Source organism: Galbibacter sp. BG1 (assembly GCF_013391805.1).
GTDB lineage: Bacteria > Bacteroidota > Bacteroidia > Flavobacteriales > Flavobacteriaceae > Galbibacter.
This window is the reverse complement of the sequence record NZ_CP058364.1, coordinates 3,369,775-3,395,284: the sequence shown is the minus strand read 5'-3', so window position 1 is coordinate 3,395,284 and position 25,510 is coordinate 3,369,775. Positions and strand designations below refer to the sequence as shown.

The window sequence follows — 25,510 nt, the reverse complement described above, 5'->3', positions numbered from 1 at the left end:
ATATGGGATTGTTAAAAAATCAGGTAGCATTGGTTACAGGGGCAAGCTCTGGCATTGGAAAATCGGTAGCTTTTTATTTGGCAAAAGAAGGAGCGCAGGTAGCTGTAAATTATTATTCTGATAAAGAAGGTGCTGAGGATGTTGTACAGAAAATCAAGGATATTGGTAGAAGCGCTTTCGCGATTCAAGCAGATGTTGGCAGTGAAGAAGATGTTTTAAGAATGTTCAAGGCTGTTTATGATGAATATGATAATTTGGATATTCTAGTAAGCAATGCAGGCATACAAAAAGATGCCCCTTTTGAGGAAATGACCTTAGACCAATGGAATGCGGTAATACGCACCAATCTAACAGGGGCTTTTCTCTGTGCCAAACAGGCCGTAAAATATTTTTTGAAGCGGGGCGTGGTGGAAGGAATAAGTAAATCTGCTGGCAAAATAATCTTTATGAGTTCTGTCCATCAAGAAATCCCATGGGCGGGGCATATAAATTACTCGGCTTCTAAAGGCGGACTCACGGAGTTGATGCGCTCTTTGTCCCAAGAAACGGCAAACAAGCTTATACGGGTAAACAGTATTGCTCCCGGAGCCATTAAAACCCCGATAAATGAAGATGTTTGGAAAGATGATGAAAAACATAAGCATTTATTAAAATTAATTCCTTATAATAGGCTAGGAGAGCCAGAAGATATTGCAGAAGCAGCTGTTTGGTTGGCTTCGGATAAATCGGAATACGTTAATGGAACCACTTTATTTGTGGATGGAGGAATGACCCTGTATCCAGGATTCATTGATAATGGATAAAACTAAAATAGAAACTTTAAAAATCACAAATATTTAAAATGGATAAATTACCTAAAATTGGAATACCTATTATTATCATAGCCATAGCCTTAATTGTTTTTGTGGCAAAATCTACCATAACTATCGATTCGGGGGAAGCTGGCGTATTATTTAAAACATTTGGGAACGGAGTGGTAACAGATGAGCCACCATTATCGGAAGGGTTTCATTTAGTAGCCCCTTGGAACAAGGTTTTTGTTTATGAAGTGAGGCAGCAAGAAATTTCTGAAAAAATGCAAGTATTGTCTTCAAACGGATTGGAAATTAAGCTGGACGCATCCGTTTGGTTTCAACCACAGTACGAGAATCTAGGTTCTTTACATCAAGAAAAGGGAATCGATTATGTGCCTCGGGTATTGCAACCTGCCATAAGATCTGCTGCGAGAAGTGTGGTTGGTCGATACACTCCAGAACAGTTGTATTCGAGTAAGCGGGATGCCATCCAAAAAGAAGTTTTTGATGAAACCAAGGAAATTTTAAAGGAACAATATGTACAATTAAACGAAGTTCTAGTGCGCGATATTACCTTGCCGCCTACAATTAAAGACGCTATCGAGCGAAAACTCCGTCAAGAACAAGAGTCTTTGGAGTATGAGTTTAGAATAGAAAAAGCAGAAAAAGAAGCCAAGAAACAAATTATTGAAGCTCAAGGTAAAGCAGATGCCAACCAGATTTTAAGTGCTTCCTTAACAGATAAAATCCTGCAGGATAAAGGAATTGAGGCTACTACAAAACTTTCCGAGTCCCCTAATACTAAAGTTATTGTTATTGGTGGTGGCGATAAAGGTTTGCCTATCATTTTAGGAAACCAATAGATGAAATTGTCAAGTTGAACCTGTTGAAGAAATATGCTTTAACCCTTAAGGTGCTTGTTTTTGCTATATTGCAGATAATAGTCCAGGTTCAGCTTGATACTTTTTAGCTTATTTAAACACCTTCTTTTTTGTTTAAATTTTCTTTTAATTGTTGTGCTTTTCCACGCCAATCATCCCTCTTTATTCTACCCGGAAAAAACTCAATAAGCTCCGTGATCACTTCAATATCTTTATCTGTTATCCGGCTTAGTTGATCGTATTTATAGATACCGATGCTGTTCAGTTTTTTTTCAATAAAAGCACCAATACCTTCAATCTTCTTTAAATCATCTTTAGCTTCTTCGGAAGCAATCCCAATACTATTAAAATCCAATTTAGGGGTGGTATTGCTCTTTTTAATGGTGGCTACCTTGAGATCTGTTTCTAGGGCCATTCCACTTCTTCCTCTTGTTTGTACTGCTTTTATGGTATTGTCTTCAGTAAAAGAAATAGATTCATTTTTAATGTGGTTGGAAAGTCGGCTCTTTTCTATTTGGCACTTTTCAATTTCACTTTGATATTTGTTATTTTTTAAAGCTCTTCCTATGAGCAGTCCAACTATAAAGGCAACGATGGCGATGGCAGGAATAAAATAAGGGGAATCGATTTGCTCAATCATGGTTAGGGGTTATTACGTAGTGTTAGTCAATTAATTTAGGTATTAATCTTTGCACTAATTTAAAAAATAGGCATCAAGTTTTCAATAAAATGACAATTAAAATTAAAAATAAGGAAGTTTTAAGTGAAAAAGTAATAAAAAAAACAGAAGAGGAAATAGCGTTTCATAAAAAAATCCCCAAACAATTTGACATCGCATGGGGATTAAAATAATGTAATAAAATAGTAATATTTTTAGTTACTATTTTTAAATTCTTCCCTTATTTCCAAATAGAAATCATTGAAGCCAGGATGCAAGTGCACTAATGTGTAGTCTTGCCCATTTCCTTTTGTGGTTACTTTAATTCTAGACCCGTTCACTTCGTATTCTTCTTGGAAAAGTTTTGCCACAGAGGATGCTCTTAAGGCGTTAATGCCCCAATCGCCACCACCAGTTTCTACAGAAATCTTCAAGGTGTTGTATTTTTTGGCCGTAGCAGCTATTCTACTTAAAAAGTCTTTTGCAGATTCCTCTACAACAGAATTCCCTTCTTTGCCTCCAAACAAATAAGGATTGTCCATTTTAACGATGATCGATCCTTTTTCAACTCCAATTTGGGCATTTTCTCCTAAAGTTCTTTTAAAATCAGATAAAACCAAAAATGCAATAGAATCTTGAGAACTAAAATTATCCCTTATTCCTTTAATTTGATTTTCCTTTTTACGAAGGGCTTCCAACGTTCTACTAATGCTATTGGATTGTTGGGTAGAAGTAGATAAAAACTTATTCATATTATTCAACAAGCCTTTGTTGGTTTCCTCCAATTGGTCTACTTGAGCGTTTAAACTGGCAACTTTGTTTTGGGCTACGGTAAGTTCACCTTCCGTTTTTTTACAATCTTTAAGCCTATCGTTAAGCGTAGAAACTTGTTCTTTTAATTCTTTCTTACTTTGTGCAGTAAGGGGGCTAGCTATGCATATTGCTAATAAAATAAGAGTAGCAGTAAGAGTTCTCATTATCGTTAAAATTAATTGTTATTGTTCTTTAAAACGGAGCACAAGATATTATTTTTTTAATAATTAGACATAGTAAGAATAAAAAGCTTTAGAATTTTATGGACTCTATTTTAAAAGCGTTTGAAATTTAACTTTTGTTACTTAAAACGATAGAATTTCTACTTTTAAATGAAAAAACTGAAATTTAATTTGCATTTAATTTTTTAAATCAGTTAAATTTGTGGAAGATTAAAACAACAATGACAATTTATACATCACATCATCATCATTTTCATTTTTTCGCTCAGGCGAGGTGAGATTGTTATGTGTGATTTTTACATAATAGAAACCCGTTTGAGTATTCAAGCGGGTTTTTTTATTGAATTTTTTTAAAATCAAACCAAAATTCTAAGAAGTTTATTTAAGGACTATGGAAGAAAGAAAAATAAAAATTGCAATTCAGAAGTCAGGACGGCTTAACGAAGATTCCCTAAAAATCTTAAAAGATTGCGGTATCTCCATTGATAATGGAAGGGAGCAATTAAAGGCCTCTGCAAGGAACTTCCCCTTGGAAGTAATGTATTTAAGAAATGGCGATATACCTCAATATTTAAGGGATGGAGTAGTAGATCTGGCAATAGTAGGGGAAAACCTGCTTGTTGAAAAAGGAAAGGATTTACAGATATTGGAAAAATTAGGATTTTCCAAGTGCCGTGTATCCTTGGCAGTACCAAAGGTAAGTAATTTTAACTCCATAAAAGATTTAGAAGGCAAGCGTATCGCCACTTCTTATCCCAATACAGTAAACGAATTTTTGCAAAGGGAAAAAATTAATGCAGAATTACATATTATTAGCGGTTCTGTTGAAATAGCTCCCAATATTGGGCTCGCAGATGCTGTAGTGGACATTGTCTCCAGCGGGAGCACCTTATTTAAGAATAACCTAAAAGAAACGATTACTATTTTAAGAAGTGAAGCCGTTTTAGTGGCTTCGCCAACTATAGATGAAGATATAAGACCTATTGTAGAAAAACTCAAGTTTAGAATACAATCGGTATTAAAGGCGCGGGATTCGAAATATGTGTTGCTGAATGCCCCTAACGATAAAATCGATAGAATTATAGAGCTGTTACCTGGAATGAGAAGTCCTACTGTTTTGCCTTTGGCAGAAGAAGGGTGGAGTTCTATTCATACGGTTATCAATAAAGATCGTTTCTGGGAAATTATTGACGAATTGAAATCCATCGGTGCGGAAGGGATATTGGTTTGTCCTATCGAAAAAATGGTTATTTAAGGAGCATTATGAAAAAGATATATAATCCAAAGCAAGAGGAATGGGCTGAAATTTTAAGACGGCCTACCAAAACTATCGAAGATATTGAAGCTACTGTAAGTGAGGTTTTTAATGAAGTGAAACAAAAAGGGGATGATGCTGTACAAAAGTATACCAGTTTATTTGATGGTGTTTCCTTGGAAAGTAACCTTGTATCTTCAGAAGAAATAAAATTGGCTAAGGAAAGTGTTTCCGAGGAATTAAAAGCGGCAATAGCTTTAGCGAAATCGAATATTACCACCTTTCATAAAGCACAAAAAACAGATCGTATACGTGTGGAAACTACCAGCGGGGTATCTTGCTGGCAAGAAAAACGTCCCATAGAAAAAATCGGACTTTATATTCCTGGTGGTACGGCACCGCTATTTTCTACGATATTAATGCTAGCTGTTCCTGCTGAAATTGCGGGCTGTAAAGAGGTAGTACTTTGTACACCACCCGATAAAGAAGGCAAGGTGAACCCTGCCATATTGTACACCGCTGCTTTGTGTGGAGTGGATAAGATCTATAAAGTAGGAGGGATTCAAGCCATAGCAGCCATGACATTTGGAACAGAATCTATTTCTAAAGTTTATAAAATATTCGGACCGGGAAATCAGTTCGTAACAGTGGCCAAACAGTTGGCAACCCGCCATAACGTTGCGATCGATATGCCAGCGGGGCCTTCCGAATTGCTGGTTGTAGCCGATGAAACGGCAAAGGCGGCGTATGTGGCCTCCGATTTGCTTTCGCAAGCAGAGCATGGCGTGGATAGTCAGGTAGTATTGGTTTCCACAGCAAAAGACTTTTTGGAGGAAGTTACCGAGGAAATCGAGTCACAAATACAGCTATTACCACGTATGGAAATTGCTCAAAAGGCTATTGAGAACTCCCGCTTTGTTTATTTTGAAAACCGACAAGAGGCTTTGGCCTTGATAAACGAATACGGTCCGGAACATTTTATTGTTGTAACCGCCGATGAAGATTTTTATGTTAATGGAATCACCAATGCCGGTTCTGTTTTTATTGGGGATTATACTCCAGAGAGTGCCGGCGATTATGCTTCTGGAACTAACCATACACTGCCTACCAATGGTTATGCAAAGCAGTACAGTGGAGTAAATTTGGATAGTTTTATGAAGAGCATGACTTTTCAGAAAATCAGCAAGGAAGGTATTCAAAAGATTGGCCCTTCCATAGAGCTTATGGCCGAAGCTGAAGGCTTGGCAGCTCACAAAAATGCAGTTTCACTTCGGTTAAAAGATTTGAAGTAATAATGGTTACAGAATTCAACATAGATACATTGGTTCGTGAGAACGTAAAGAAACTCAAACCTTATTCCTCCGCTAGGGATGAATTTAAGGATTTCAAAAAGGATATGGTGTTTTTAGACGCCAATGAGAATCCGTTTAACAATGGAGTCAATCGATATCCTGATCCGCAACAACGTTCCTTGAAAGACCTTTTGGGTAATTTAAAAGGAGTGGAAGCTTCCCAGATTCTATTGGGAAACGGCAGTGACGAAGTATTGGATCTTCTTTTTAGGGCATTTTGCGAACCAAAAAAGGATAATATAATAACCCTGCCACCTTCCTACGGAATGTATAAAGTTTTGGCAGAAACCAACGATATAGAAAATCGGGAAGTCCTGTTGACAGCAGAATTTGAACCCGATGTTGAGCAAATATTGGAGACCGTGGATGAAAACTCGAAACTGCTTTTTATTTGTTCACCCAACAATCCGACTGGGAATGCATTTAATCCGAAAAAAATAGAGGCTCTTTTAAAAGGTTTCAATGGTATTGTGGTAGTCGATGAGGCTTATATCGATTTTTCGAATAAAGATAGTTGGATTGGAAAACTTCAGGAATTCCCGAATTTGGTAGTTACCCAAACACTTTCTAAGGCATATGGAATGGCAGGGATTAGATTAGGGATTTGTTACGCTTCCGAAGAAATAATTTCCATCTTGAATAAAATTAAACCTCCTTACAACGTCAATGAATTGACGCAACAAAAAGCAGTAGAAAGAGTGGGAGATATAAAGTCTGTTAAAAATGAAATAACCTCAATTTTAATGGAGAGAGAAAGGCTAATTAAAGTTTTACTTGAAGTAAATTTTATAAACAAAATATATCCAACGGACGCCAATTTCGTGCTCGTTAAAGTTGATGATGCCAATGCACGTTATGATCAATTGTTGGATAAAGGGATTGTAGTGCGTAACCGTTCCACACAACCGTTATGTGAAAATACGCTTCGCTTCACCATTGGAACTCCTGTTGAAAACAAAAATTTAATACAATCTTTAAAAGAAATATAATGGCCAAAAAAGTACTTTTTATAGACCGTGATGGAACTTTAATTAAAGAACCGGCAGATGAACAAATAGATGCTTACGATAAACTTGATTTTTATCCGCAGGCGTTTACGTATATGCGTAAAATTGCCGAGGAATTGGATTATGAATTAGTAATGGTGACCAATCAAGATGGCTTAGGGACCGAAGTTTATCCAGAGGACACCTTTTGGCCGGTACATAATTTTATAATGCGAGCTTTCGAGAACGAAGGAGTTGTTTTTAAAGATGTTTTTATCGATCGAACCTTTGCAAGGGATAATGCCCCAACACGAAAACCGAACACGGGACTTTTAACAAAGTTTTTTTCGGAAGAATACGACTTGGAAAAGTCTTTTGTAATTGGCGATCGGCTTACAGATGTGGAGTTGGCTAAAAACCTAGGGGCTAAAGGCATTTTTATTAATGATGAAAGTTATTTAGGTGCAGAAGAGATTTCGGTTAAAAGAGATGAGTTAGATTCGTTTATCGCTTTGGAAACAGATAGCTGGAAGGCCATATATGAATTTTTAAAATTGGATAATCGAATTGCTGAAATTAGTAGAAAAACCAACGAAACCGATATTTTTATCCGTTTGAACCTGGATGGAACCGGAAAAAGTGATATTGACACTGGCTTGCCTTTTTTCGACCATATGTTAGATCAAATCTCACGTCACGGACAAATGGATTTAACCGTGAAAGTTAATGGCGATTTAGAGGTGGACGAGCATCATACGATTGAAGATACAGCCATTGCCCTAGGAGAAGTTTTCAGTAAAGCATTGGGAAATAAATTGGGGATTGAGCGCTACGGATTTTGCTTACCAATGGATGATTGTTTGGCTCAAGTGGCCATCGATTTTGGAGGAAGAAATTGGTTGGTTTGGGAAGCAGGTTTCAAGAGGGAGATGATAGGGCAGATGCCAACGGAAATGTTTTATCACTTTTTTAAATCTTTTACCGACGGTGCAAAAGCCAATTTAAATGTAAAAGCAGAAGGTGTAAATGAACATCATAAAATAGAGGCTATTTTTAAAGCTTTTGCAAAATCCATTAAAGTAGCCGTTAAAAGGGATTCAGGAAAAATGATCTTACCATCAACTAAAGGAATGCTTTAAGTGATATATTTAAAATACTGAATTTTAAGAATTTAAGATTTAATATAGGAAATAATCTCATAGCTAAATTTTAATAATTTATCCTTCGAAAAATACAACTAGAACAGAATAACGTGAACATAACAATTATAGATTACGGAGCTGGAAATATCCAAAGTATTAAGTTTGCTTTTCAAAGAATTGGAATTGATCCATTGCTATCTGATGATGCCGAAACCATCCTAAAAGCGGATAAGGTAATTTTTCCAGGAGTTGGAGAAGCCAGCAGTGCCATGCGAAAATTAAAAGCTACCGGTTTAGATCTTTTAATTCCGAAACTAAAACAACCAGTATTGGGGATTTGCTTGGGGATGCAATTAATGTGCAACGGGTCGGAAGAAGGAAATACAAACGGACTCCAAATTTTCGATGTCGATGTAAAACGTTTTAGCAATCAAGTAAAAGTTCCACAGATTGGCTGGAATACGATTTCGAACTTAAAAACTGAGCTTTTTGATGGAATTTCAGAAAATGAATTTATGTATTTAGTTCATAGTTATTACGCCCCAGTTTGCGCAGACTCTATAGCCATTTCCAATTATGAATTGGACTACTCGTCGGCACTGCAAAAGGATAATTTCTATGGGACTCAATTTCATCCCGAAAAAAGCAGTTTAGCCGGTCAACGCGTTTTGGAGAATTTTTTAAAGTTAAAAGTACGAACTTCTAAATTTTAACGGAATAAAATGAGAATCATCCCAGCGATAGATATAATAGAAGGTAAATGTGTGCGTCTTTCCAAAGGCGACTACAGCACCAAAAAAATATATAATGAACATCCGCTAGAAGTAGCCAAGAAATTTGAAGCACACGGAATCGAATATTTGCATTTAGTGGACTTAGATGGTGCGAAGAGCAAACATATAGTAAACTATAAGGTATTGGAGGCGATAGCTTCTAAAACAGCCCTTAAAATCGATTTTGGAGGAGGTTTAAAGAGCGATGAAGATTTAAAAATTGCTTTCGAAAGTGGTGCACATCAAATAACGGGGGGGAGTATAGCGGTAAAAAATCCTACAGTTTTCGAAAGTTGGATTGCTACCTATGGCAGCGAAAAGATAATTTTGGGTGCAGACGCCGATAAAGAAAAGGTAGCTGTATCAGGATGGCAGGAAGAATCAGACCAAGAATTGTTACCATTTATTACGAAATACCTTCAAAAAGGGATCGAATACGTAATTTGTACCGATATTAGTAAAGATGGAATGCTTCAAGGGCCTTCTTTCGAGCTGTATAAAAGAATTATATCCAATTCAGAAACCATAAAATTGATTGCTTCTGGGGGGATTTCAACATTTGAAGAGCTTCCAAGATTAGCAGAAATTGGTTGTGAAGGTACAATTATAGGAAAAGCAATTTATGAAGGACGCATTAGTTTGCAACAGTTGGAAAACTTTATCCTGAACAACTAATTTTTTAATTTCAGGAAAATAACTGGAAATAAAAATACATCTATGGAAGTAAAAGATAGTAACGGGAATATTTTAAATGATGGGGATTCCGTTCATTTAACCAAAGATTTAAAAGTAAAGGGAATGTCTAAAACATTGAAAAGGGGTAATGTTATTAAGAACATTCGTTTGACCAATTCTCCAGATGAAGTAGAATGTAGGGTCGGAAAAAGTACAATTGTTTTGAAAACAGAATTTTTAAAGAAAAGCTAGATGCTCACTAAAAGAATTATTCCTTGTTTGGATATTAAAAATGGACGCACCGTAAAGGGAGTGAATTTTGTAGATTTAAGGGATGCTGGCGATCCTGTTGAATTGGCAAAATTATATGCTGAAAATGGCGCCGACGAATTGGTGTTTCTTGATATTTCGGCCACGGAAGAACGAAGAAAAACGCTCGTAGATTTGGTATTGAGGGTTGCTGAAAAAGTCAACATTCCTTTTACCGTTGGTGGTGGGATATCTTCTGTTGAAGACGTCGATGTTTTATTGAAATCAGGTGCCGATAAGGTTTCCATTAATTCATCAGCAGTTAAAAACCCGCAACTCATTAACGATTTATCAGCTAAATTTGGAAGTCAATGTGTGGTAGTCGCTATAGACGCCAAGCAAATTAACGGGCAGTGGAAAGTGCATTTGGTAGGCGGAAAAGTTCCCACGGATCTCGATTTATTCAAATGGGCCAAAGAAGTGGAGCAGCGCGGGGCTGGGGAAATCCTATTTACCTCCATGGATAACGATGGAACCAAAGACGGTTTTGCAAACAATGCGCTCTCAAAACTCTCTTCAGAGTTAAACATCCCAATAATAGCCTCCGGGGGTGCAGGAAAAGTAGAGCATTTCACAGAAACCTTCTTGGCAGGTAAAGCAGATGCAGCGCTGGCTGCAAGTGTATTTCATTTCAAGGAAATTGAAATAAACGATTTGAAAAGTGTATTAAAAGAAAATGGAATTCCGGTAAGGTTATAATATCGGCACTACCATCAAGAAAAAAGAGAGCTTGTTGGAATCGCTAAAAGTAGAATTAATTGAAAAATGGATATAGACTTTAAAAAAAATAATGACGGACTCGCACCTGCAATAATTCAAGATGCTAAAACGAAAAGTGTTTTAATGTTGGGGTATATGAACGAAGAGGCCTATAGAAAAACGTTGGATACTAAAAATGTTACCTTTTACAGTAGAACAAAGCAACGCCTGTGGACGAAAGGCGAGGAAAGTGGAAATTTCCTTGAATTGGTTGATATAAAAGTAGATTGCGATAACGATACACTGTTGGTGTATGTAAATCCGTTGGGACCTACCTGCCATAAAGGCACCGATACCTGCTGGGCAGAAAAAAACGAATCTAAATTCGGTTTTCTCAGTCAATTGGAATCGATAATTAAAAGTAGAAAAGAAAACAAGGAAGACGAAAAGAGTTATGTGGCCTCGCTCTTTAGAAGCGGAATCAATAAAATAGCACAAAAAGTAGGGGAGGAAGCAGTAGAAACCGTAATTGAAGCTAAAGACGATAATGAGGAGCTCTTTTTAAATGAAAGTGCAGATTTGCTTTTTCATTATTTAATTTTATTACAGGCTAAAGGATATACCTTAAAAGATATTGTGAAGGTTCTTGAAGAAAGACATTAAGTTTAGTATTTTTATTACCCTACTTTAAATTATTTCATGAAAAAAAGTAAACTAAATCTCAAAAAAGTAATCCCTAAACCGTTCAAGTCACTTAAAAAGATCGGGAAAGCTCCCGGTACAGTCACTTACATGGGGCTTCGTCAAGATGGGGTAAATAAAGTTTCGGTAACCGATTATGCCGACGATTTTTACGAGAGTGAGGTGCTTGATAAAATTGAAGAGGCTTTTAAATTCAGGGATACCGATACTGTTTCTTGGATAAATGTACAGGGATTGAGCAAGGAGGAAGAGATAGAAAAGCTTGGGAAATACTACAATATCAATCCCCTTGTACTGGAAGATTTAGTAAATACCAATCAGCGTCCAAAGATCGATGAGTACGACGATTACGTGTTTTGTGTTTTAAAGATGTTGTACTTAGACGATTCCTATAAGCTGGTTACAGAGCACGTGGCTTTAATCCTTACCGAACATGCCGTGCTTTTATTTCAAGAAGTGGAGGAGGACGTTTTTTCTGGTGTTAGGGAACGTTTGGCCAATAAATTTGGTAGAATACGCACCAGGGGTGCAGATTATCTCTTTTTTGCACTTATTGATGCCATTGTGGATCAATATTTTGTGATTTTAGAAGACTTAGCGAATCAAATAGAGTTATTGGAAGAAAGGGTATACAACAATCCTGAACCAGAAATTGCAAATAAAATTCAATCCCTTCGAAAAGAGGTAATGGCCATCCGAAAGAGCATTTTTCCGGTTAGGGAAATTACCAATCGTTTGGTAAAAACAGAGCATCGCTTGTTTCATCCGGAAACCAAATTGTTTTTAAGTGATGTTCACGACCATAGCATACAAATTCATGAAACATTAGAAATGCTCCGTGAGATGAGTATGAGCTTAATGGAAATGTATATGAGTAATATGAGTAATAAAATGAACGAAGTCATGAAGGTATTAACCATTATGGCAAGTATCTTTATCCCACTCACATTTATTGCCGGTATCTACGGAATGAATTTTCAGCACATGCCAGAACTGCATAGCGAATATGGTTACTACATTGTTTTGGCGATCATGTTTATTATTCTTGTGGGGATGCTTATATTTTTTAAGCGCAAGAAATGGTTGTGATTGATTAGTTGGCAGCTTCCAATTACATTTGCTTCATTTAGGAAGATGTAGTAAGCTAAATAAATCATGTAACATTATAAAAACTGTATATCAATACATTACATAGCCTATAAATTATCCTTTGATGATAAAATTAGACATCATTACCAGGGCAGCCAATACCAGTCCCATTCCTATCAACTTTTCCAGGGTTGCATTTTTCATTTTAAGGTTTAGTTGCTGTCCGCCGATAGCGCCTAAGGTAAACCCAAGCATAATGGGCCAAGCTTTACTAAGATCGATATGCCCAAGCATATAATGAGTGATTGATCCTGTAGTGCTAGTGATCATAATCATAAAAAGCGCGGTGGCGGTAGCTATTTTAACAGGCATTTTAAATACTTTCAGCATAATGGGAGTTTTTAAAAAACCACCACCTATACCAAATAGTCCGGCTAAAGTTCCGGCCAGCATTCCAAAAAACAAGACCATCCATACACTGAAACGATACGCTACGTGGTTCTTTTCATTTTTGATTATATATCTTGGCTTGTATTTATTTAATTTATAGAAAAATCCGCTATCACGTTTTTTCTTTTTTTTCTTTTTCAGAAAGAAAGATATACCTAAAAAAAGTACTAAAACGGCAAACAATACTTCCAAACGTTCAGCAGAGATATAGGAGAGCAGTAAACTACCTACCACAACTCCCAAAATGGTTGGAATTTCAAGAAGGATTCCCATTTTAAAATCTACAAAACCTTCCCTTCTGTTTAAAAAAGTGGAAATAACGGAAGAGGGAATCAAGGAGAGCATAACCGACCCTACGGCAACGGTTAATGGAAAATTAAAAACAGTAATTAGAATGGGAACCATAAAAATTCCACCCCCAAAACCAACCACAGAACCAAACATACTTATCGTCATACTGATAAGAATAAGAATGATGGTGATGATAATTACTGTGTCCATTATTTGAGAAATTCAATTATCTTCTAAGGAACAAATATTTGAATGAGGCTCACTGATTAGAAAACTTGCGTCGAATTTTGTTATGGCTAAACAATTTCTAATTAGTAAACTCCCAAATTTCATAGTCTTTGGCGTTTTTCAGTCCAATCTCCTTAGTCTGTAAAAATCTATTAAAACTTTCCAGGTCAAATTTTAACCGTTCTAAAATAAGCATTTTGATTGAATAACCATTTCACTAGGCTACGCTTATTCTATTGTCCCTTCCGAGGCAAATTTGGAGACAAGATGTAATACTGTTTTCCAATAATTCTGGAAAATCATTCAATATTTCCTTTTTTTGATAACGTCTCGTTTACACCTCATCAAAAAGATCGGAGGATAAATATCGATCTCCACGATCGCATATAATTGCTACAATAACCCCACTATCAATTGTTTCTGCTAATTTTAAAGCGGCTGTTACTGCGCCACCACTGCTCATACCTGAAAAAATGCCTTCTTTCCTGGCCAATTCTTTTGCCATTTTTCTGGCATCCGTTTCGCTCACTTCAATTACTTGGTCCACCTTTTTCGGATTGAAGATTTTCGGCAAATATTCTTTTGGCCATTTTCGTATTCCTGGTATTCTGGACTCGTCTGTGGGTTGAACTCCAACAATTTGTATTTGGTGGTTCTTTTCCTTTAAAAAGGTAGAGGTACCCATAATGGTTCCGGTAGTGCCCATAGAAGATACAAAGTGTGTTACTTTGCCATCGGTGTCACGCCAAATTTCGGGTCCGGTTGTTTTGTAGTGTGCTTTCCAGTTGTCATCGTTCCCAAACTGATTTAGCATGACATAGCCTTCGTTTTTTACTTTGGCTTCAGCATAATCCCTAGAACCTTCAATACCAACATCTGCAGAAGTTAATGTTAATTTGGCTCCATAAGCACGCATCGTTTGAATACGTTCTTTCGTTGAATTCTCTGGCATTACCAACTCAAGATCCAAATGAAATAGACTGGCAATCATCGCCAAGGCAATTCCTGTATTTCCACTGGTGGCTTCAATGAGTTTTGTTTTTTCTGAAATATCCCCACGTTCCAACGCACTTTTTATCATGTTATAAGCAGGTCGGTCTTTTACACTCCCCCCTGGATTATTACCTTCCAATTTGAACAGGAGCTTTACATTGGGTTTGTTCAATAAAACTTTAGATTCAACCAAAGGAGTATTTCCAATTTGGTCTAGTATAGATGTACTATTCATTTGTTACCGTCTTTATTTTTATTTCTGGGGTAAAAGAAACTACAGAATTTGCTGGAATGGATCTCGTAATCCACACATTACCGCCAATAACACTATTTTCGCCAACAACGGTATCTCCACCTAAAATTGTGGCATTTGCATAAATAGTTACATTATTTTCTATGGTGGGATGGCGTTTGGTATTCTTAAGCGTTTTAGCTACATAAAGAGCTCCCAAAGTAACCCCTTGATATATCCTTACATGGTCTTTTATAATGGCGGTTTCGCCAATTACAATACCTGTCGCATGGTCTATAAAAAAGGATTTTCCAATAACGGCGCCGGGGTTTATATCCACTCCAGTAAGTCTGTGTGCATATTCGGTCATTAATCTCGGAACTAATGGGAAACCAACTTCATATAGTTCATGCGCCAGTCTGTAAATAGCAATGGCATAAAAACCGGGGTAGCACAAGTAGACTTCTTCTATGGATAATGCCGCAGGATCATCTTCTACAAAAGCCTGCGCATCTAAGTTTAGCAGCTCTAAAATATGCGGCAGCTTTGCAGTGTAATTGTCCCAAACCTTCGCACACGGCTTTTCTACGTTCCAACATGCCAGCTCAACCAACTCTTCAAAAGTGGTTTCTAATTGTTTCATGTTTTCTTCCACCGGAGTTTCAGCATCAAAAAGAGTATAGAAAAGTAAATTCGTGAACTTTTCCGTAGTTTCTTTTAATCTGAACTTTAAATTGGGTTGTTGTTTGTGTTTTATAATACTATCAACAATTGGATTTCCCATATGACGATCTTTTAAATCAAAATTAAGAATAAATAGTTCTAAAGCATATTCTATTTCTATAACTTTATAAAACTATAACAAAACTTCTAAGTCGCATGGCTATTACTCACATTTCACCATCTGTCTATAGTTTTTTGAAAGAATTGAAAAAAAACAATGATAGGGACTGGTTTGCAGCGCATAAAAAGGAATTTAAAAAGGAAGAAAAACTTGTAAAAGAATTTTACAATGCCTTACTGGAAAAGCTTCGGACCCATGACGAAATAGAAGATGTAAAAATGTTTAGGATCTATAGGGATGTTCGCTTTTCTGCAAATAAACAACCGTATAAAGAACATTTTTCTGGAGCGTTTAGAAGATTGAAACCTAGGTTAAGAGGAGGCTATTACTTGCACATAGAACCTGAAAATACATTTTTGGCATGCGGATTTTGGGCTCCGGAAAAAAAAGATTTAAAACGCATTCGCCAGGAATTTGAAATGGATGCCAGCGAAATTAGGGAACTATTGAACGACTCAAATTTTAAAAACGAATTTGGCACTTTGGAAGGTGAGGAGTTGAAAACAGCTCCGCGAGGATTCGATAAAGAGCATCCTGCTATTGATTTGATTCGGAAAAAGCAATTCATTGTAATGAAAAAGTTTTCAGATAAGGAAGCTACCTCACCTGACTTTTTAGAAAAGGTAAATGACTCTTTTAAAATCGTTCGCCCATTTTTTGATTATATGAGTGATGTATTGACAACCGATTTAAATGGGGTTCCTTTGGTAGGATAGCATATTGAAAATTTAGAGGCCGAGCATTTTATTTAAATCCCAATATAACAGGTAACGTTTCAGTCTTAAAACATATCAGACTTGTTCATATCACTGAACCAAAAAAAATATCTTCGATGCCCGTTAATACCAAAATTTAATAACTTGATTGGCTTTATAATTAAGACCTATTTTTTGAGTTCAACAGATTTTAGATATACTTTAATGGCAACTGACTTTTTTATCTAAAGTGTAGTTTCATGCCTTCGTGAGTTGCTTTAAAGCCTAAATCTTCATAGAATTTTATGGCTTTCGGTCGCATTTTGTCCGAAGTTAATTGTAACAAATGAGCATTCCGTACTTTTGCTCGCTTAATCGCCCACTCAAACATTATTTTTCCAATTCCAAGACCTCTTTTGTCTTTTCTAATTCTAACCGCTTCTATTTGCGCTCGAATTCCCCCACAATAAGTCAAGTACTGAATAAATGACAATTGTAGAGTACCAATAATTTCAGAATTCTCGTTTTCTAAAACAATTAGCTCCTGATTTTGGTCAGAATTTATATTATCGAAAGCAACATCATATTCACTTGGTAATGGTATTTTATAATTTTCTCTTGTCTTTCCAAGTTCATCATCCGCAATCATTTCCACAATTTTTGTGAGTTCATTTTTGGTCGCTTTTCTAAATTTCATTTACTTCTTTCGTTTTTTAAGCTGATTTCAAACCAAAAGTATCTCAGTCTAAACTTTAAAATGGATTAGACGTAAATTTCATTCTCCAAAAGCTGTATTTGGTCTTTGAGCCTTTCAACAACAATATTCATCATTCGCTTGTTTAAAGCAGATGAATTTTCAATGTACGTAAGATATTCTTCAACGGTAAATTGACCGATGATCATTCCCTTTAAAGAATTTCTAAACTTAATGTCTTTTTGAATGGCATTCTCGATGTAATGAAACCGCTTTTCTAGCGAAAACGTAAAGAAAACACCTTTGTGCTTGTGAGCGTAATTTTTAAAAGCTTCAATTAATAAATCGTTTTGCAGTTTAATCACCGGGCGAAGGGTCACGTTTTGAAAACGTTCCTCTTTGCTCATTGAATCATAAACTATTGCTGATGGAATTTCGGGACGTACACTAAGTAAATCCGATGTTCTGGTGTCCATAATAGTGAAGTTTTCTTAAAGGTATAAATTTATTAAGCGCTTAAAATTCACTTTTCTTATACTTTTCAACGATGTTATAAACAATAATTTAGAATTTATATCCCTTTCTGCCTTTTTAATATAAACTAAGAGATGTAACTTAGCAAATCAACAACATTAACTTTAAAATAGCTTTAGATGATTACATCCGTAAATCCCTATACCGGTGAGGAAATATATAGTTTTCAGCCTTTAAATTCTTCAGAAATAAAAAATAAAATAGACCATGGCGATACCGTTTTTAAGCAGTGGAAGCAAACCTCTTTTAAGGAGAGAGCTTCTTTGATGAAGAATGCTGGGAACGTTTTAAGAACCAAAAAAGAACATTATGGTAAAGTAATTTCTGAAGAGATGGGAAAACCCTTAAAGCAGGCTATTTCTGAAATTGAAAAATGTGCTTGGGTATGCGATTTTTACGCTGAAAATGCTGAAGGTTTTTTAGCGAATGAAGAAATAACTTCCGATGCGCAAGAGAGTTACGTTTCCTACGAGCCATTAGGGGTGCTATTGGCAGTGATGCCCTGGAATTTCCCTTTTTGGCAAGTATTTCGCTTTGCGGCACCTGCTTTAATGGCCGGTAATGCAGCAGTCTTAAAACATGCCTCCAATGTAATGGAAAGCGCGAATAATATTCAAGAAGTTTTTGAAGAAGCTGGTTTTCCAAAAGGATTATTTCAAAATTTGGTGATTGGCAGCGATAAGGTGGAAGAGATCATTAGGAACGAAAAGATAAAGGCCGTTACTTTAACAGGGAGCAAACCAGCAGGGAGTTCTGTCGCGAGCATTGCTGCCGACGAGATTAAAAAAGCGGTATTGGAATTGGGTGGAAACAATGCTTTTATAGTGATGAAGGATGCCAATTTGGAAAATGCTGTTGCGGTGGGGGTCAATGCAAGATACCAAAACACCGGCCAGAGCTGTATTGCTGCCAAAAGGTTATTATTACATGAAGATATCGCCGATGAATTCCTGAAAAATTACTTGGATAAGGTAAAAAGCCTTAAAAGTGGCGACCCCATGGAGGAGGAGACCTATATTGGTGTTATGGCGAAGGAAAGTTTAGCAAAGGAATTGGAAGCCCAAGTGAAAAAATCAGTAGAAATGGGAGCAAAGCTCTTACTAGGTGGAAAGCGCAAGGATGCTTATTTCGAACCTACGATTTTAAGCGACGTTACCGAGGATATGCCCGTTTTTGAAGAAGAAACTTTCGGACCTGTAATTGCGGTTAAAACTTTTAAAACCATAGAGGAAGCGATAGAACTATCAAATAATTCTAAATTCGGATTAGGAGTTTCCCTATTTACCAAAGACACAGAAATGGCCAAGAAAATAGCGCCTCAGTTTAACGAGGGTGCTGTTTTTATCAATGAGTTGGTAAAATCAGATCCCCGACTTCCTTTTGGAGGGGTTAAAATAAGTGGCTTTGGAAGGGAATTAAGTAGTTTTGGAATTAAGGAGTTCGTAAATATAAAAACTGTGTACGTAAAATAATATAGCATGAAGTTTGGTAAAGTAGAACATCCAGAAAATATAGATTTTACGATTCCTGAAGATCATCCGCAAACATCGGTGGTCTTGAATGAATACAAAGATAAAAACCTTCCTTTTGAAGTTCATGTAGGTTGTGCCAAATGGAATAAACAAGATCTAAAGGGGTTTTATCCACGAGGCATAAAAGATGAGTTGGTTTATTATGCTTCCCAGTTCAATGCCATTGAAATGAATTCTACTTTCTATCGGAACTTTCCTGCCGATCAATTTGAAAAATGGTACGAAAAAGTCCCTGCCGAATTCAAGTTTTTCCCGAAAGTGAACCAAATGGTAAGCCATATGAAGCGGTTAATAGATCCCGATAAATACTTGCCCGAATATCTAGATGGGGTTGTTCATTTTAAAGAAAAATTAGGAACCATATTCCTGCAGATGCACAATAACTTTGCTCCCAAGAATTTTGATAGGGTTGTGAACTTTATTGAAATCTGGCCAAAGGAACTCCCATTGGCAGTAGAGTTTAGACATACAGATTGGTTTAATGATGAAAAAGTGGCGGAGGAGCTGTATCATTTAATGGAGGAAAACAATGTTGCCAACGTTCTGGTGGACACTGCTGGAAGAAGGGATCTCATGCATATGCGCCTTACCAATAACGAAGCATTTGTGAGGTATGTGGGAGCAAACCACCCAACAGACTATGCCAGATTGGATGATTGGGCCACTCGCTTAAAGGAATGGAAAGAACAGGGGTTGACCAATATTAATTTCTTTGTTCATCAGAATCTCGAAAAGGAATCGCCGTTGTTATCATCATATTTTATTCAGAAAATAAATAAGGAATTGGGAACGGAATTGAATATTCCGAAAACCAACGATAATATTGATCCTAAGTTATTTTAAGTACTATTTGTTTCAGTGCATCAATTTATGGAAGTTAATAGAATAAAATTCCCATAAAAAATCATAAAGACAAAATAATTAAAACTATTTTTTATTCATAATTCTTAAACAACACTAAGAGCGGTTTTTACAACATTAATTTTTCTTGTATGTGTTGAAATTGTCATTTTTGAAAAAAAAATTGAAGCCCTCAAAAAAGAATGATAAAGAATATGTTTACGCCTACGCATGCACAAAAGTTATTTATAATCTCCCTTTTTTTAGTAAGTTTTATAAGTTTTTCGCAAACCACTTATACTGTTACCACCACTGCAGATAGCGGTCTTGGATCTTTAAGGGGAGTGATAGCCAATGCAAATACTTCAAATTTAAAAGACACTATTTTATTTGCTCCCGCTTTGGCAAATAGCGTTATAAATTTGCCCGGCGGGGAGCTGGTAATTACCAAGCACATAGTAATAGATGCTAAAGATGCCCCTGGACTCATTATCGATGGGGGTTGGAATAGCGTGGAGGATAGTGCCGTAGGAAGCCGTATTTTCTTATGTGATCTTAATTTAGGAACTAACAGTACTCAACGAGAGGTTACCATTAAAAACTTGGTTATGCGAAATGGAAATGCAGGAACTAAAGATGGTGGTGCTGGATTAAATGATCCCGGTAGTAATGGGGGCGCCATTTATGTGGAGCAGACAAATTTATTTCTTGAAAATGTAGAGATTTATAATTCTACAGCCAACGATGGTGGTGCTTTAAAATCGGTAAATTGTATAGTCAACATTAAAAATAGCTCGTTTTACGAAAACAAAGCAAGAGATGATGGTGGCGGATTGGATTTTAGCGATAGTTCCCAGGTTTCCATAGCTAATTCAACGATCGCTTATAATGAGACGGGTATAGGAACTTCAGGAAGTGGTACGAACTCAGCCGGAGCCATACGTACCAGTGGAGCCACCATAACTTTACAGTTTTGTACGGTGGCTTTTAACGAAAGTGATGACGATGCTGCCATTTCAGGTAATGGAAGTACTACCATATCCAATTCCATAATCCTAGATAATAAATTGGATACCGGAGTAACCCTCAATTGCTCGGGTAACATTACTGATGGAGGAGGTAATTGGACAAACACAACTGGATCATGTTTGGCTAGTATGACTTTAAGCAATAATACGGCTATAAAATTGGCTACTACCTTAAGCTTGAATCGGGGAACTACTTCATCATTATCTTTACCTTGCGATTCTGCTGTTTTAAATGCACTGGGTGGCCAAAATTGTGGGGTAGCCGTAGGTGGTAAAGATCAAAGGGGATTGCTACGGGGAATGTACGACGGTTGCGAGCCTGGGGCTTATGAAATAGAGTGTTTCGATTCGGATAATGATGGGATTAGCAATAGTTTTGATTTGGATGATGATAACGATGGCTTGGAAGATATTTATGAAGCTTCGGGGAACGTTCCAGACGGTGATAATGATGGGGACGGGATACCAAACTGGAAGGACGTAGTGAATGATGGAGGTATCGGTGATGGTAGTTTAACCAGTTATTTAGATAATAATGGAAATGGAATTCCAGATGTTTATGATACAGATGGGAATGCGAGTCCAAACCACTTGGTTTTGGAAAGCGATGGTGACCTTTGCTTCGATGTGAAAGAAGCTGGCTTTTTAGACGGTGAAGGTGATGGAGTTCTAGGTTCTGCGCCGATATCCGTTGATAATGATGGAAAAGTTATAGGTTTTGGGGGGTATGCGTCGGCTTTGGATGAAGATAGTAATGGTATTTTAGACTTTTTGGAATTTGGGCCTGCCCCGGAGATTAGTCTGCAGCCGGAAGACGCTCAAGTTTTTGCTGGGCAGAATACCTCGCTTGCCATAGACGTTACAGGTGCCGATAGCTTGCAGTGGCAAGTAAGTACTGATGGAGGTGAGAATTTTATTGATTTGTCAAATGATGCGTTTTACAGCGGCGTAACCACCGATAATCTTACCATTGATAAAACAGAAATAAATATGAATGGGTATCTCTATAGAGTGGCAACTACCGATCCAGATTTTGCTTGCGGAACACCATTTTTTTCAGATAGTGCGCAATTGCTTGTAAACGTTCGAACAGTAATAACCAATCGAAACATTACAATAAGGGTAAATAAAAATAAATAGTAAAGTCTTCGTTTAACTATGATGCACCTTTATTATTGAAAATGGATTCCAATGCCCTTTTCAAATCTGTTCCAGAAGGGTTTTCAAATATTTCTAAATCGAAGTGTGGTACGGCAGCTACGATATGCTCAAAAATATCAGCCATGATACGCTCGTAATTCTCCCATCGCTTGTCGCTGGAAAAAACGTAAATTTCTATTGGTATTCCCTGTGCAGTAGGGGCGAGATGCCGTGTCATCATAAGCATATCTTTGTTCGTAGCTGAATGATTTTGAAGATAGAGGTCGCAATATTTCCTAAAAATCCCCAAGTTTGTTTGATTTCTACCATTTACGATATTCTGATCCTTGTTGTAACCCTGTTCTTGGTTAAATTTTTTAATGTCTTTTTGACGGTGGTCAATGTATTGCTGTATTGTTTGTATGCTTTTGTACTTTTCTAAATCTTCATCTGTTAAGAATTTTACACTAGAAGCTTTAATATAAATAGCACGTTTAATACGTCTCCCTCCACTTTCCTGCATACCCCGCCAGTTCTTAAAAGAATCTGATATTAAGGCGTAGGTGGGAATGGTGGTTATGGTATAATCGAAATTTCGAACCTTTACCGTCGCCAAGTTAATTTCGATAACATCTCCATCGGCGCCATATTTTTCCATGGTGATCCAATCTCCAATGCGCACCATATCGTTGGCAGAAGTTTGTATACTTGCTACAAAGCCTAAAATGGTATCTTTAAAAATTAATAGAAGAATGGCAGAAGCGGCTCCCAAAGTAGTTAGGAACTTTACAATTGAAAGTCCGGTTAATTCAGAAAAAGCAAATATCAACCCGAAAAACCAAATAAAAATAATAACCACCTGAGCGTAACTATCCAATGGCTTATCGTAAAACCGATCGGTAGTGCGCAGGTAATTTTTAATGCTCCGTACAATACTTCTCAGAATAAACACCACGAGAAGAATAATGTAGATATCGGTTATTTTCAGAAAGAAAAACTGTAGTTCGTGAAAATCGGTAAATACATAGGGAATTAATTGTTTTACCAGAACCACAGGAAAAATTCTAGCTACGTATTTTGGAAAATTGCTCTTTACCAAATAATCATCAAAAGTAGTCTGACTTTTATTGGTGAAAGCGTAGAAAAACTTGACTACGACAGTCCGTAATAATAAATCTATGAGATAGACCACCACGATCAACGCAATTAAATTTACCAAAAGGTTGAGTTTTTGCGCAGTACCCTCGGTATAGTTATTTCGCAATAACCAATCGTGAACTATACAACTTAGATTTGATAATAACTCGCTTTTTTCTTCCATAAATTTTAATGCAGTTCTATATTAGTTTCTTTTCCGTTAAAAGAACTTATTGCAAAGTTACTAGAAAATTGAAGGAAACCCTTAATTGTCTTTTGTTTTGAATTTTTTCCGTTTCTTCTTGTCTGGGTTGGAAAATAAACGTTTAAAAAATCCATCTTTTTTTTCTACATCACAGTCTAAACTTTCCAACACTTCCTCAGATGGCTTATCAAATTTAGCACGGGTGATGGTGTTAAAATCTTTATTCTTGCTCATTTGTAGGTACCACTTCCCAAAAATAGGTAAGGCTGCATTTGCTCCTTGACCCATGGCCGTAGTTTTAAAACCTATTTGATGATTATCGAGTCCTACCCAAGTTACACTTACCAATTTAGGGGTAATGCCCACGAACCAAGCATCTTTATTGTTTTGTGTAGTTCCCGTTTTTCCGGCAATATCATTGGTTAATCCATAGGTAGACCGTAATCTAGCGGCGGTACCAGAATTTATGGTGGATTTCATCATTTCCAGCATTATTTCCCTCGTTGTGTCTGAAAAAGCTTCCTCACTTTCGGACTTCTTTTTTTTAGGTTCCCATAAAGAATTTCCGTAATGATCTTCTATTTTGTTGATAAAGAATGGTTCTGCTGGTTTGCTCTTATTTACATAGCTGGTATAGGCTTTTGCCATTTCCATAAGGCTTACTTCCGCCGTACCTAACGCTAGGGAAGGCACTTCTGGAAGGGTAGAGGAGATGCCCATTTTTTGAGCTTGTAGAATGGTATTTTGTATACCTGCCTTTTCCAAAACTTTTACTGCAATGGTGTTTATGGAATTGCTCAAGGCAAATTCCATGGAATAGTTCATATAATCTTGGTCATTATCCTCTTCTTCTGTAGCATTTTTGGGTGTCCAACCCTTTAAGTTTTCATATTCAACAGGAGCGATGGAAAAGTAGGAGCAAGGGTCTACGCCATTCTCAAGTGCGGTAGTATATACAAATGGTTTAAAGGTTGAACCTACTTGGCGTTTGCTCTGAATTACATGATCGTATTTAAAATATTCGTAATTAATACCTCCAACCCAAGTTTTTAAAGCACCGTTTTTCGGATTGATCGCTACAAATCCACAATTCAAAAACTTTAAATAGTGTTGAATGCTGTCGATAGTGCTCATGGTATCTTTTTGTTTCCCTTCCCAAGAAAATACGCTCATCGGTTTTTTTTGCTGAAGGGAATCCCAGATTTGCTCTTTGGAATAATCTTTATTAGCCAGTTTTTTATAGGCCAAGGTTTTAGAGAGCTCTGTTTCAATAAGAGGCTTGTTCGTTAACCATGGGGCAGATTCCCCATAACTGGCTTCAAACTGCTGCTGAAGGCTGCTAATATGCTCTGTGACGGCCTGTTCGGCTAGTTGTTGCATCTCGTAGTTAATGGTCGTGTATATTTTTAAACCATCAGTATAGATGTTAATGGAAGTATCTTTCTTTTCGTTGTATTCCCGGAGCCAATCTTTTAGGTACAACCGTACATGTTCCCTAAAATAAGGCGCCAAGCCATCGTTATAACTGTATTCTTGAAGGTCTAGCTTTAAAGAATCTTTTACAAGGCTATCGTAGGCTTCTTCGTCCAGATAATTATAATTCTTCATCTGACTTAAAACTACATTTCGGCGCTCTAAGCTCCGCTGGGGGAATAGTTTCGGATTGTAATAATATGTGGCTTTTAAAGAGCCGATTAATGTTGCTGCTTCACTTGTGGATAATTGGTGGGTAGATTTATTGAAAAAATGCTTGGATGCACTCTCTATGCCATATGTATTATCGCTAAAAGGTACGGTATTGAGGTAATTTAAAAGAATTTCTTCTTTAGAGTATACCTTTTCCAGTCTTTTTGCAATAATGGATTCCCGCAATTTATGAACTAAAATCCCTAAAGATCCTAGGTTTTTTCTTGGATATAGATTTTTTGCCAGCTGTTGGCTTATGGTACTTCCCCCTCCAGAAGATTCATCTTGTAAAAGAATAGATTTAAATAAAACTCTCAGCAAACTTCTATTGTCTACGCCGTTATGTTCGTAGAAACGGGCGTCTTCTGTGGCAACAAGCGCATGTATTAAATTTTCAGGAATACTATCAAAAACAATTGGTTGGCGGTCGTTTATGTAAAGTTTACCCAATAGTCGGCCATCATCCGCCAGGATTTCGGTAGCTTGGTCGAGATCTAAATTTTTTAATTCATCTTCTGATGGAATTGGTCCCCAAGCACCTAAATAAACACTTAAAACAAAAACAATAAAAAGCCCCAAAAGGCTTCCAAAAGCAATTAAAATATGCTTTTTATATTTTTTCAAGAAGGTTTTTATCATAGCCTACAAACAAACAAAATATTTAATTCAAC

General features: G+C 36.8%; 25 protein-coding genes. 16 read left to right on the top strand and 9 right to left on the bottom strand.

All coding sequences use genetic code 11. From position 1 onward, the window contains the following. Positions 1 to 2: 2 nt before the first annotated feature. Positions 3 to 803 carry an SDR family oxidoreductase gene (locus HX109_RS14765; protein ID WP_178953379.1) on the top strand — a complete coding sequence of 267 codons (801 nt, stop codon included), beginning with the start codon at positions 3 to 5 and terminating at the stop codon, positions 801 to 803. 38 nt (positions 804 to 841) lie between these two features. Then, positions 842 to 1,657 carry a prohibitin family protein gene (locus HX109_RS14760; RefSeq protein WP_178953377.1) on the top strand — a complete coding sequence of 272 codons (816 nt, stop codon included), beginning with the start codon at positions 842 to 844 and terminating at the stop codon, positions 1,655 to 1,657. Positions 1,658 to 1,769: 112 nt separating this feature from the next. Here the strand turns inward: HX109_RS14760 and HX109_RS14755 are convergent, their stop codons facing one another. After that, positions 1,770 to 2,315: a hypothetical protein gene (locus HX109_RS14755; protein WP_178953375.1), complete on the bottom strand. Its 546-nt coding sequence runs from the start codon at positions 2,313 to 2,315 to the stop codon at positions 1,770 to 1,772. 233 nt (positions 2,316 to 2,548) lie between these two features. Further along, complete coding sequence (locus tag HX109_RS14750) at positions 2,549 to 3,310, bottom strand: hypothetical protein (RefSeq protein ID WP_178953373.1); 762 nt, start codon at positions 3,308 to 3,310, stop codon at positions 2,549 to 2,551. A gap of 409 nt (positions 3,311 to 3,719) precedes the next feature. On the opposite strand from HX109_RS14750, the gene hisG reads away from it, so the two are divergent. The 10 genes from hisG (at position 3,720) to corA (ending at position 12,310) form a co-directional block, all read left to right on the top strand. Then, complete coding sequence (hisG, locus tag HX109_RS14745) at positions 3,720 to 4,583, top strand: ATP phosphoribosyltransferase (protein ID WP_178953371.1); 864 nt, start codon at positions 3,720 to 3,722, stop codon at positions 4,581 to 4,583. A gap of 8 nt (positions 4,584 to 4,591) precedes the next feature. Continuing rightward, the gene (gene hisD, locus HX109_RS14740; protein WP_178953369.1) at positions 4,592 to 5,875 is read left to right on the top strand and encodes a histidinol dehydrogenase; all 1,284 of its coding nucleotides are present in this window, start codon (positions 4,592 to 4,594) and stop codon (positions 5,873 to 5,875) included. 2 nt (positions 5,876 to 5,877) lie between these two features. Then, complete coding sequence (hisC, locus tag HX109_RS14735) at positions 5,878 to 6,924, top strand: histidinol-phosphate transaminase (RefSeq protein ID WP_178953367.1); 1,047 nt, start codon at positions 5,878 to 5,880, stop codon at positions 6,922 to 6,924. Further along, the gene (gene hisB / locus HX109_RS14730; protein WP_178953365.1) at positions 6,924 to 8,060 is read left to right on the top strand and encodes a bifunctional histidinol-phosphatase/imidazoleglycerol-phosphate dehydratase HisB; all 1,137 of its coding nucleotides are present in this window, start codon (positions 6,924 to 6,926) and stop codon (positions 8,058 to 8,060) included. Before hisC ends, hisB begins: the two co-directional genes overlap by 1 nt. Positions 8,061 to 8,173: 113 nt before the next feature. Next, the gene (hisH, locus tag HX109_RS14725; protein ID WP_178953363.1) at positions 8,174 to 8,776 is read left to right on the top strand and encodes an imidazole glycerol phosphate synthase subunit HisH; all 603 of its coding nucleotides are present in this window, start codon (positions 8,174 to 8,176) and stop codon (positions 8,774 to 8,776) included. 9 nt (positions 8,777 to 8,785) lie between these two features. Then, positions 8,786 to 9,511 carry a 1-(5-phosphoribosyl)-5-[(5-phosphoribosylamino)methylideneamino]imidazole-4-carboxamide isomerase gene (gene hisA, locus HX109_RS14720; RefSeq protein WP_178953361.1) on the top strand — a complete coding sequence of 242 codons (726 nt, stop codon included), beginning with the start codon at positions 8,786 to 8,788 and terminating at the stop codon, positions 9,509 to 9,511. A 42-nt stretch (positions 9,512 to 9,553) separates the two neighbouring features. Then, positions 9,554 to 9,763 (top strand): alkylphosphonate utilization protein, encoded by a 210-nt coding sequence (locus HX109_RS14715; RefSeq protein WP_178953359.1) that lies wholly within the window; start codon positions 9,554 to 9,556, stop codon positions 9,761 to 9,763. Next, the gene (gene hisF / locus HX109_RS14710) at positions 9,764 to 10,519 is read left to right on the top strand and encodes an imidazole glycerol phosphate synthase subunit HisF (RefSeq protein WP_178953357.1); all 756 of its coding nucleotides are present in this window, start codon (positions 9,764 to 9,766) and stop codon (positions 10,517 to 10,519) included. 66 nt (positions 10,520 to 10,585) lie between these two features. Then, positions 10,586 to 11,182, top strand: a complete 597-nt coding sequence (hisIE, locus tag HX109_RS14705) for a bifunctional phosphoribosyl-AMP cyclohydrolase/phosphoribosyl-ATP diphosphatase HisIE (protein WP_178953355.1) — start codon at positions 10,586 to 10,588, stop codon at positions 11,180 to 11,182. Between the two features lie 36 nt (positions 11,183 to 11,218). Further along, positions 11,219 to 12,310 (top strand): magnesium/cobalt transporter CorA, encoded by a 1,092-nt coding sequence (corA, locus tag HX109_RS14700; protein ID WP_178953353.1) that lies wholly within the window; start codon positions 11,219 to 11,221, stop codon positions 12,308 to 12,310. A 114-nt stretch (positions 12,311 to 12,424) separates the two neighbouring features. Here the strand turns inward: corA and HX109_RS14695 are convergent, their stop codons facing one another. The 3 genes from HX109_RS14695 to epsC all read right to left on the bottom strand — a co-directional run bounded on the left by HX109_RS14695 (position 12,425) and on the right by epsC (position 15,288). Next, positions 12,425 to 13,261: a sulfite exporter TauE/SafE family protein gene (locus tag HX109_RS14695; RefSeq protein WP_178953351.1), complete on the bottom strand. Its 837-nt coding sequence runs from the start codon at positions 13,259 to 13,261 to the stop codon at positions 12,425 to 12,427. Positions 13,262 to 13,613: 352 nt separating this feature from the next. Next, positions 13,614 to 14,507 (bottom strand): cysteine synthase CysM, encoded by an 894-nt coding sequence (gene cysM, locus HX109_RS14690; RefSeq protein WP_178953349.1) that lies wholly within the window; start codon positions 14,505 to 14,507, stop codon positions 13,614 to 13,616. Continuing rightward, positions 14,500 to 15,288 carry a serine O-acetyltransferase EpsC gene (gene epsC, locus HX109_RS14685; protein ID WP_178953347.1) on the bottom strand — a complete coding sequence of 263 codons (789 nt, stop codon included), beginning with the start codon at positions 15,286 to 15,288 and terminating at the stop codon, positions 14,500 to 14,502. Before epsC ends, cysM begins: the two co-directional genes overlap by 8 nt. Positions 15,289 to 15,383: 95 nt before the next feature. Between epsC and HX109_RS14680 the strand changes: the two genes are divergently transcribed. Beyond that, the gene (locus tag HX109_RS14680; protein ID WP_178953345.1) at positions 15,384 to 16,064 is read left to right on the top strand and encodes a DUF2461 domain-containing protein; all 681 of its coding nucleotides are present in this window, start codon (positions 15,384 to 15,386) and stop codon (positions 16,062 to 16,064) included. A 220-nt stretch (positions 16,065 to 16,284) separates the two neighbouring features. Here HX109_RS14680 and HX109_RS14675 read toward each other — a convergent pair whose 3' ends face one another. Both HX109_RS14675 and HX109_RS14670 read right to left on the bottom strand, forming a co-directional pair. Beyond that, a complete protein-coding gene (locus HX109_RS14675; protein WP_178953343.1) occupies positions 16,285 to 16,740 on the bottom strand; it encodes a GNAT family N-acetyltransferase in 456 nt (151 codons plus the stop codon). 65 nt (positions 16,741 to 16,805) lie between these two features. Next, the gene (locus HX109_RS14670; RefSeq protein WP_178953341.1) at positions 16,806 to 17,213 is read right to left on the bottom strand and encodes a glyoxalase; all 408 of its coding nucleotides are present in this window, start codon (positions 17,211 to 17,213) and stop codon (positions 16,806 to 16,808) included. Positions 17,214 to 17,390: 177 nt separating this feature from the next. On the opposite strand from HX109_RS14670, the gene HX109_RS14665 reads away from it, so the two are divergent. The 3 genes from HX109_RS14665 (at position 17,391) to HX109_RS14655 (ending at position 21,811) form a co-directional block, all read left to right on the top strand. Beyond that, on the top strand, positions 17,391 to 18,743 hold the full coding sequence (locus tag HX109_RS14665) for an NAD-dependent succinate-semialdehyde dehydrogenase (RefSeq protein WP_178953339.1): 1,353 nt from the start codon (positions 17,391 to 17,393) through the stop codon (positions 18,741 to 18,743). Positions 18,744 to 18,749: 6 nt separating this feature from the next. Further along, on the top strand, positions 18,750 to 19,646 hold the full coding sequence (locus HX109_RS14660; RefSeq protein WP_178953337.1) for a DUF72 domain-containing protein: 897 nt from the start codon (positions 18,750 to 18,752) through the stop codon (positions 19,644 to 19,646). A 200-nt stretch (positions 19,647 to 19,846) separates the two neighbouring features. Continuing rightward, on the top strand, positions 19,847 to 21,811 hold the full coding sequence (locus HX109_RS14655; protein WP_178953335.1) for a hypothetical protein: 1,965 nt from the start codon (positions 19,847 to 19,849) through the stop codon (positions 21,809 to 21,811). Positions 21,812 to 21,827: 16 nt separating this feature from the next. Here the strand turns inward: HX109_RS14655 and HX109_RS14650 are convergent, their stop codons facing one another. After that, complete coding sequence (locus HX109_RS14650; protein ID WP_178953334.1) at positions 21,828 to 23,132, bottom strand: mechanosensitive ion channel family protein; 1,305 nt, start codon at positions 23,130 to 23,132, stop codon at positions 21,828 to 21,830. Between the two features lie 81 nt (positions 23,133 to 23,213). Then, positions 23,214 to 25,463, bottom strand: coding sequence for a transglycosylase domain-containing protein (locus tag HX109_RS14645; RefSeq protein WP_317170425.1), 2,250 nt, complete (start codon positions 25,461 to 25,463; stop codon positions 23,214 to 23,216). Positions 25,464 to 25,510: the final 47 nt, after the last annotated feature.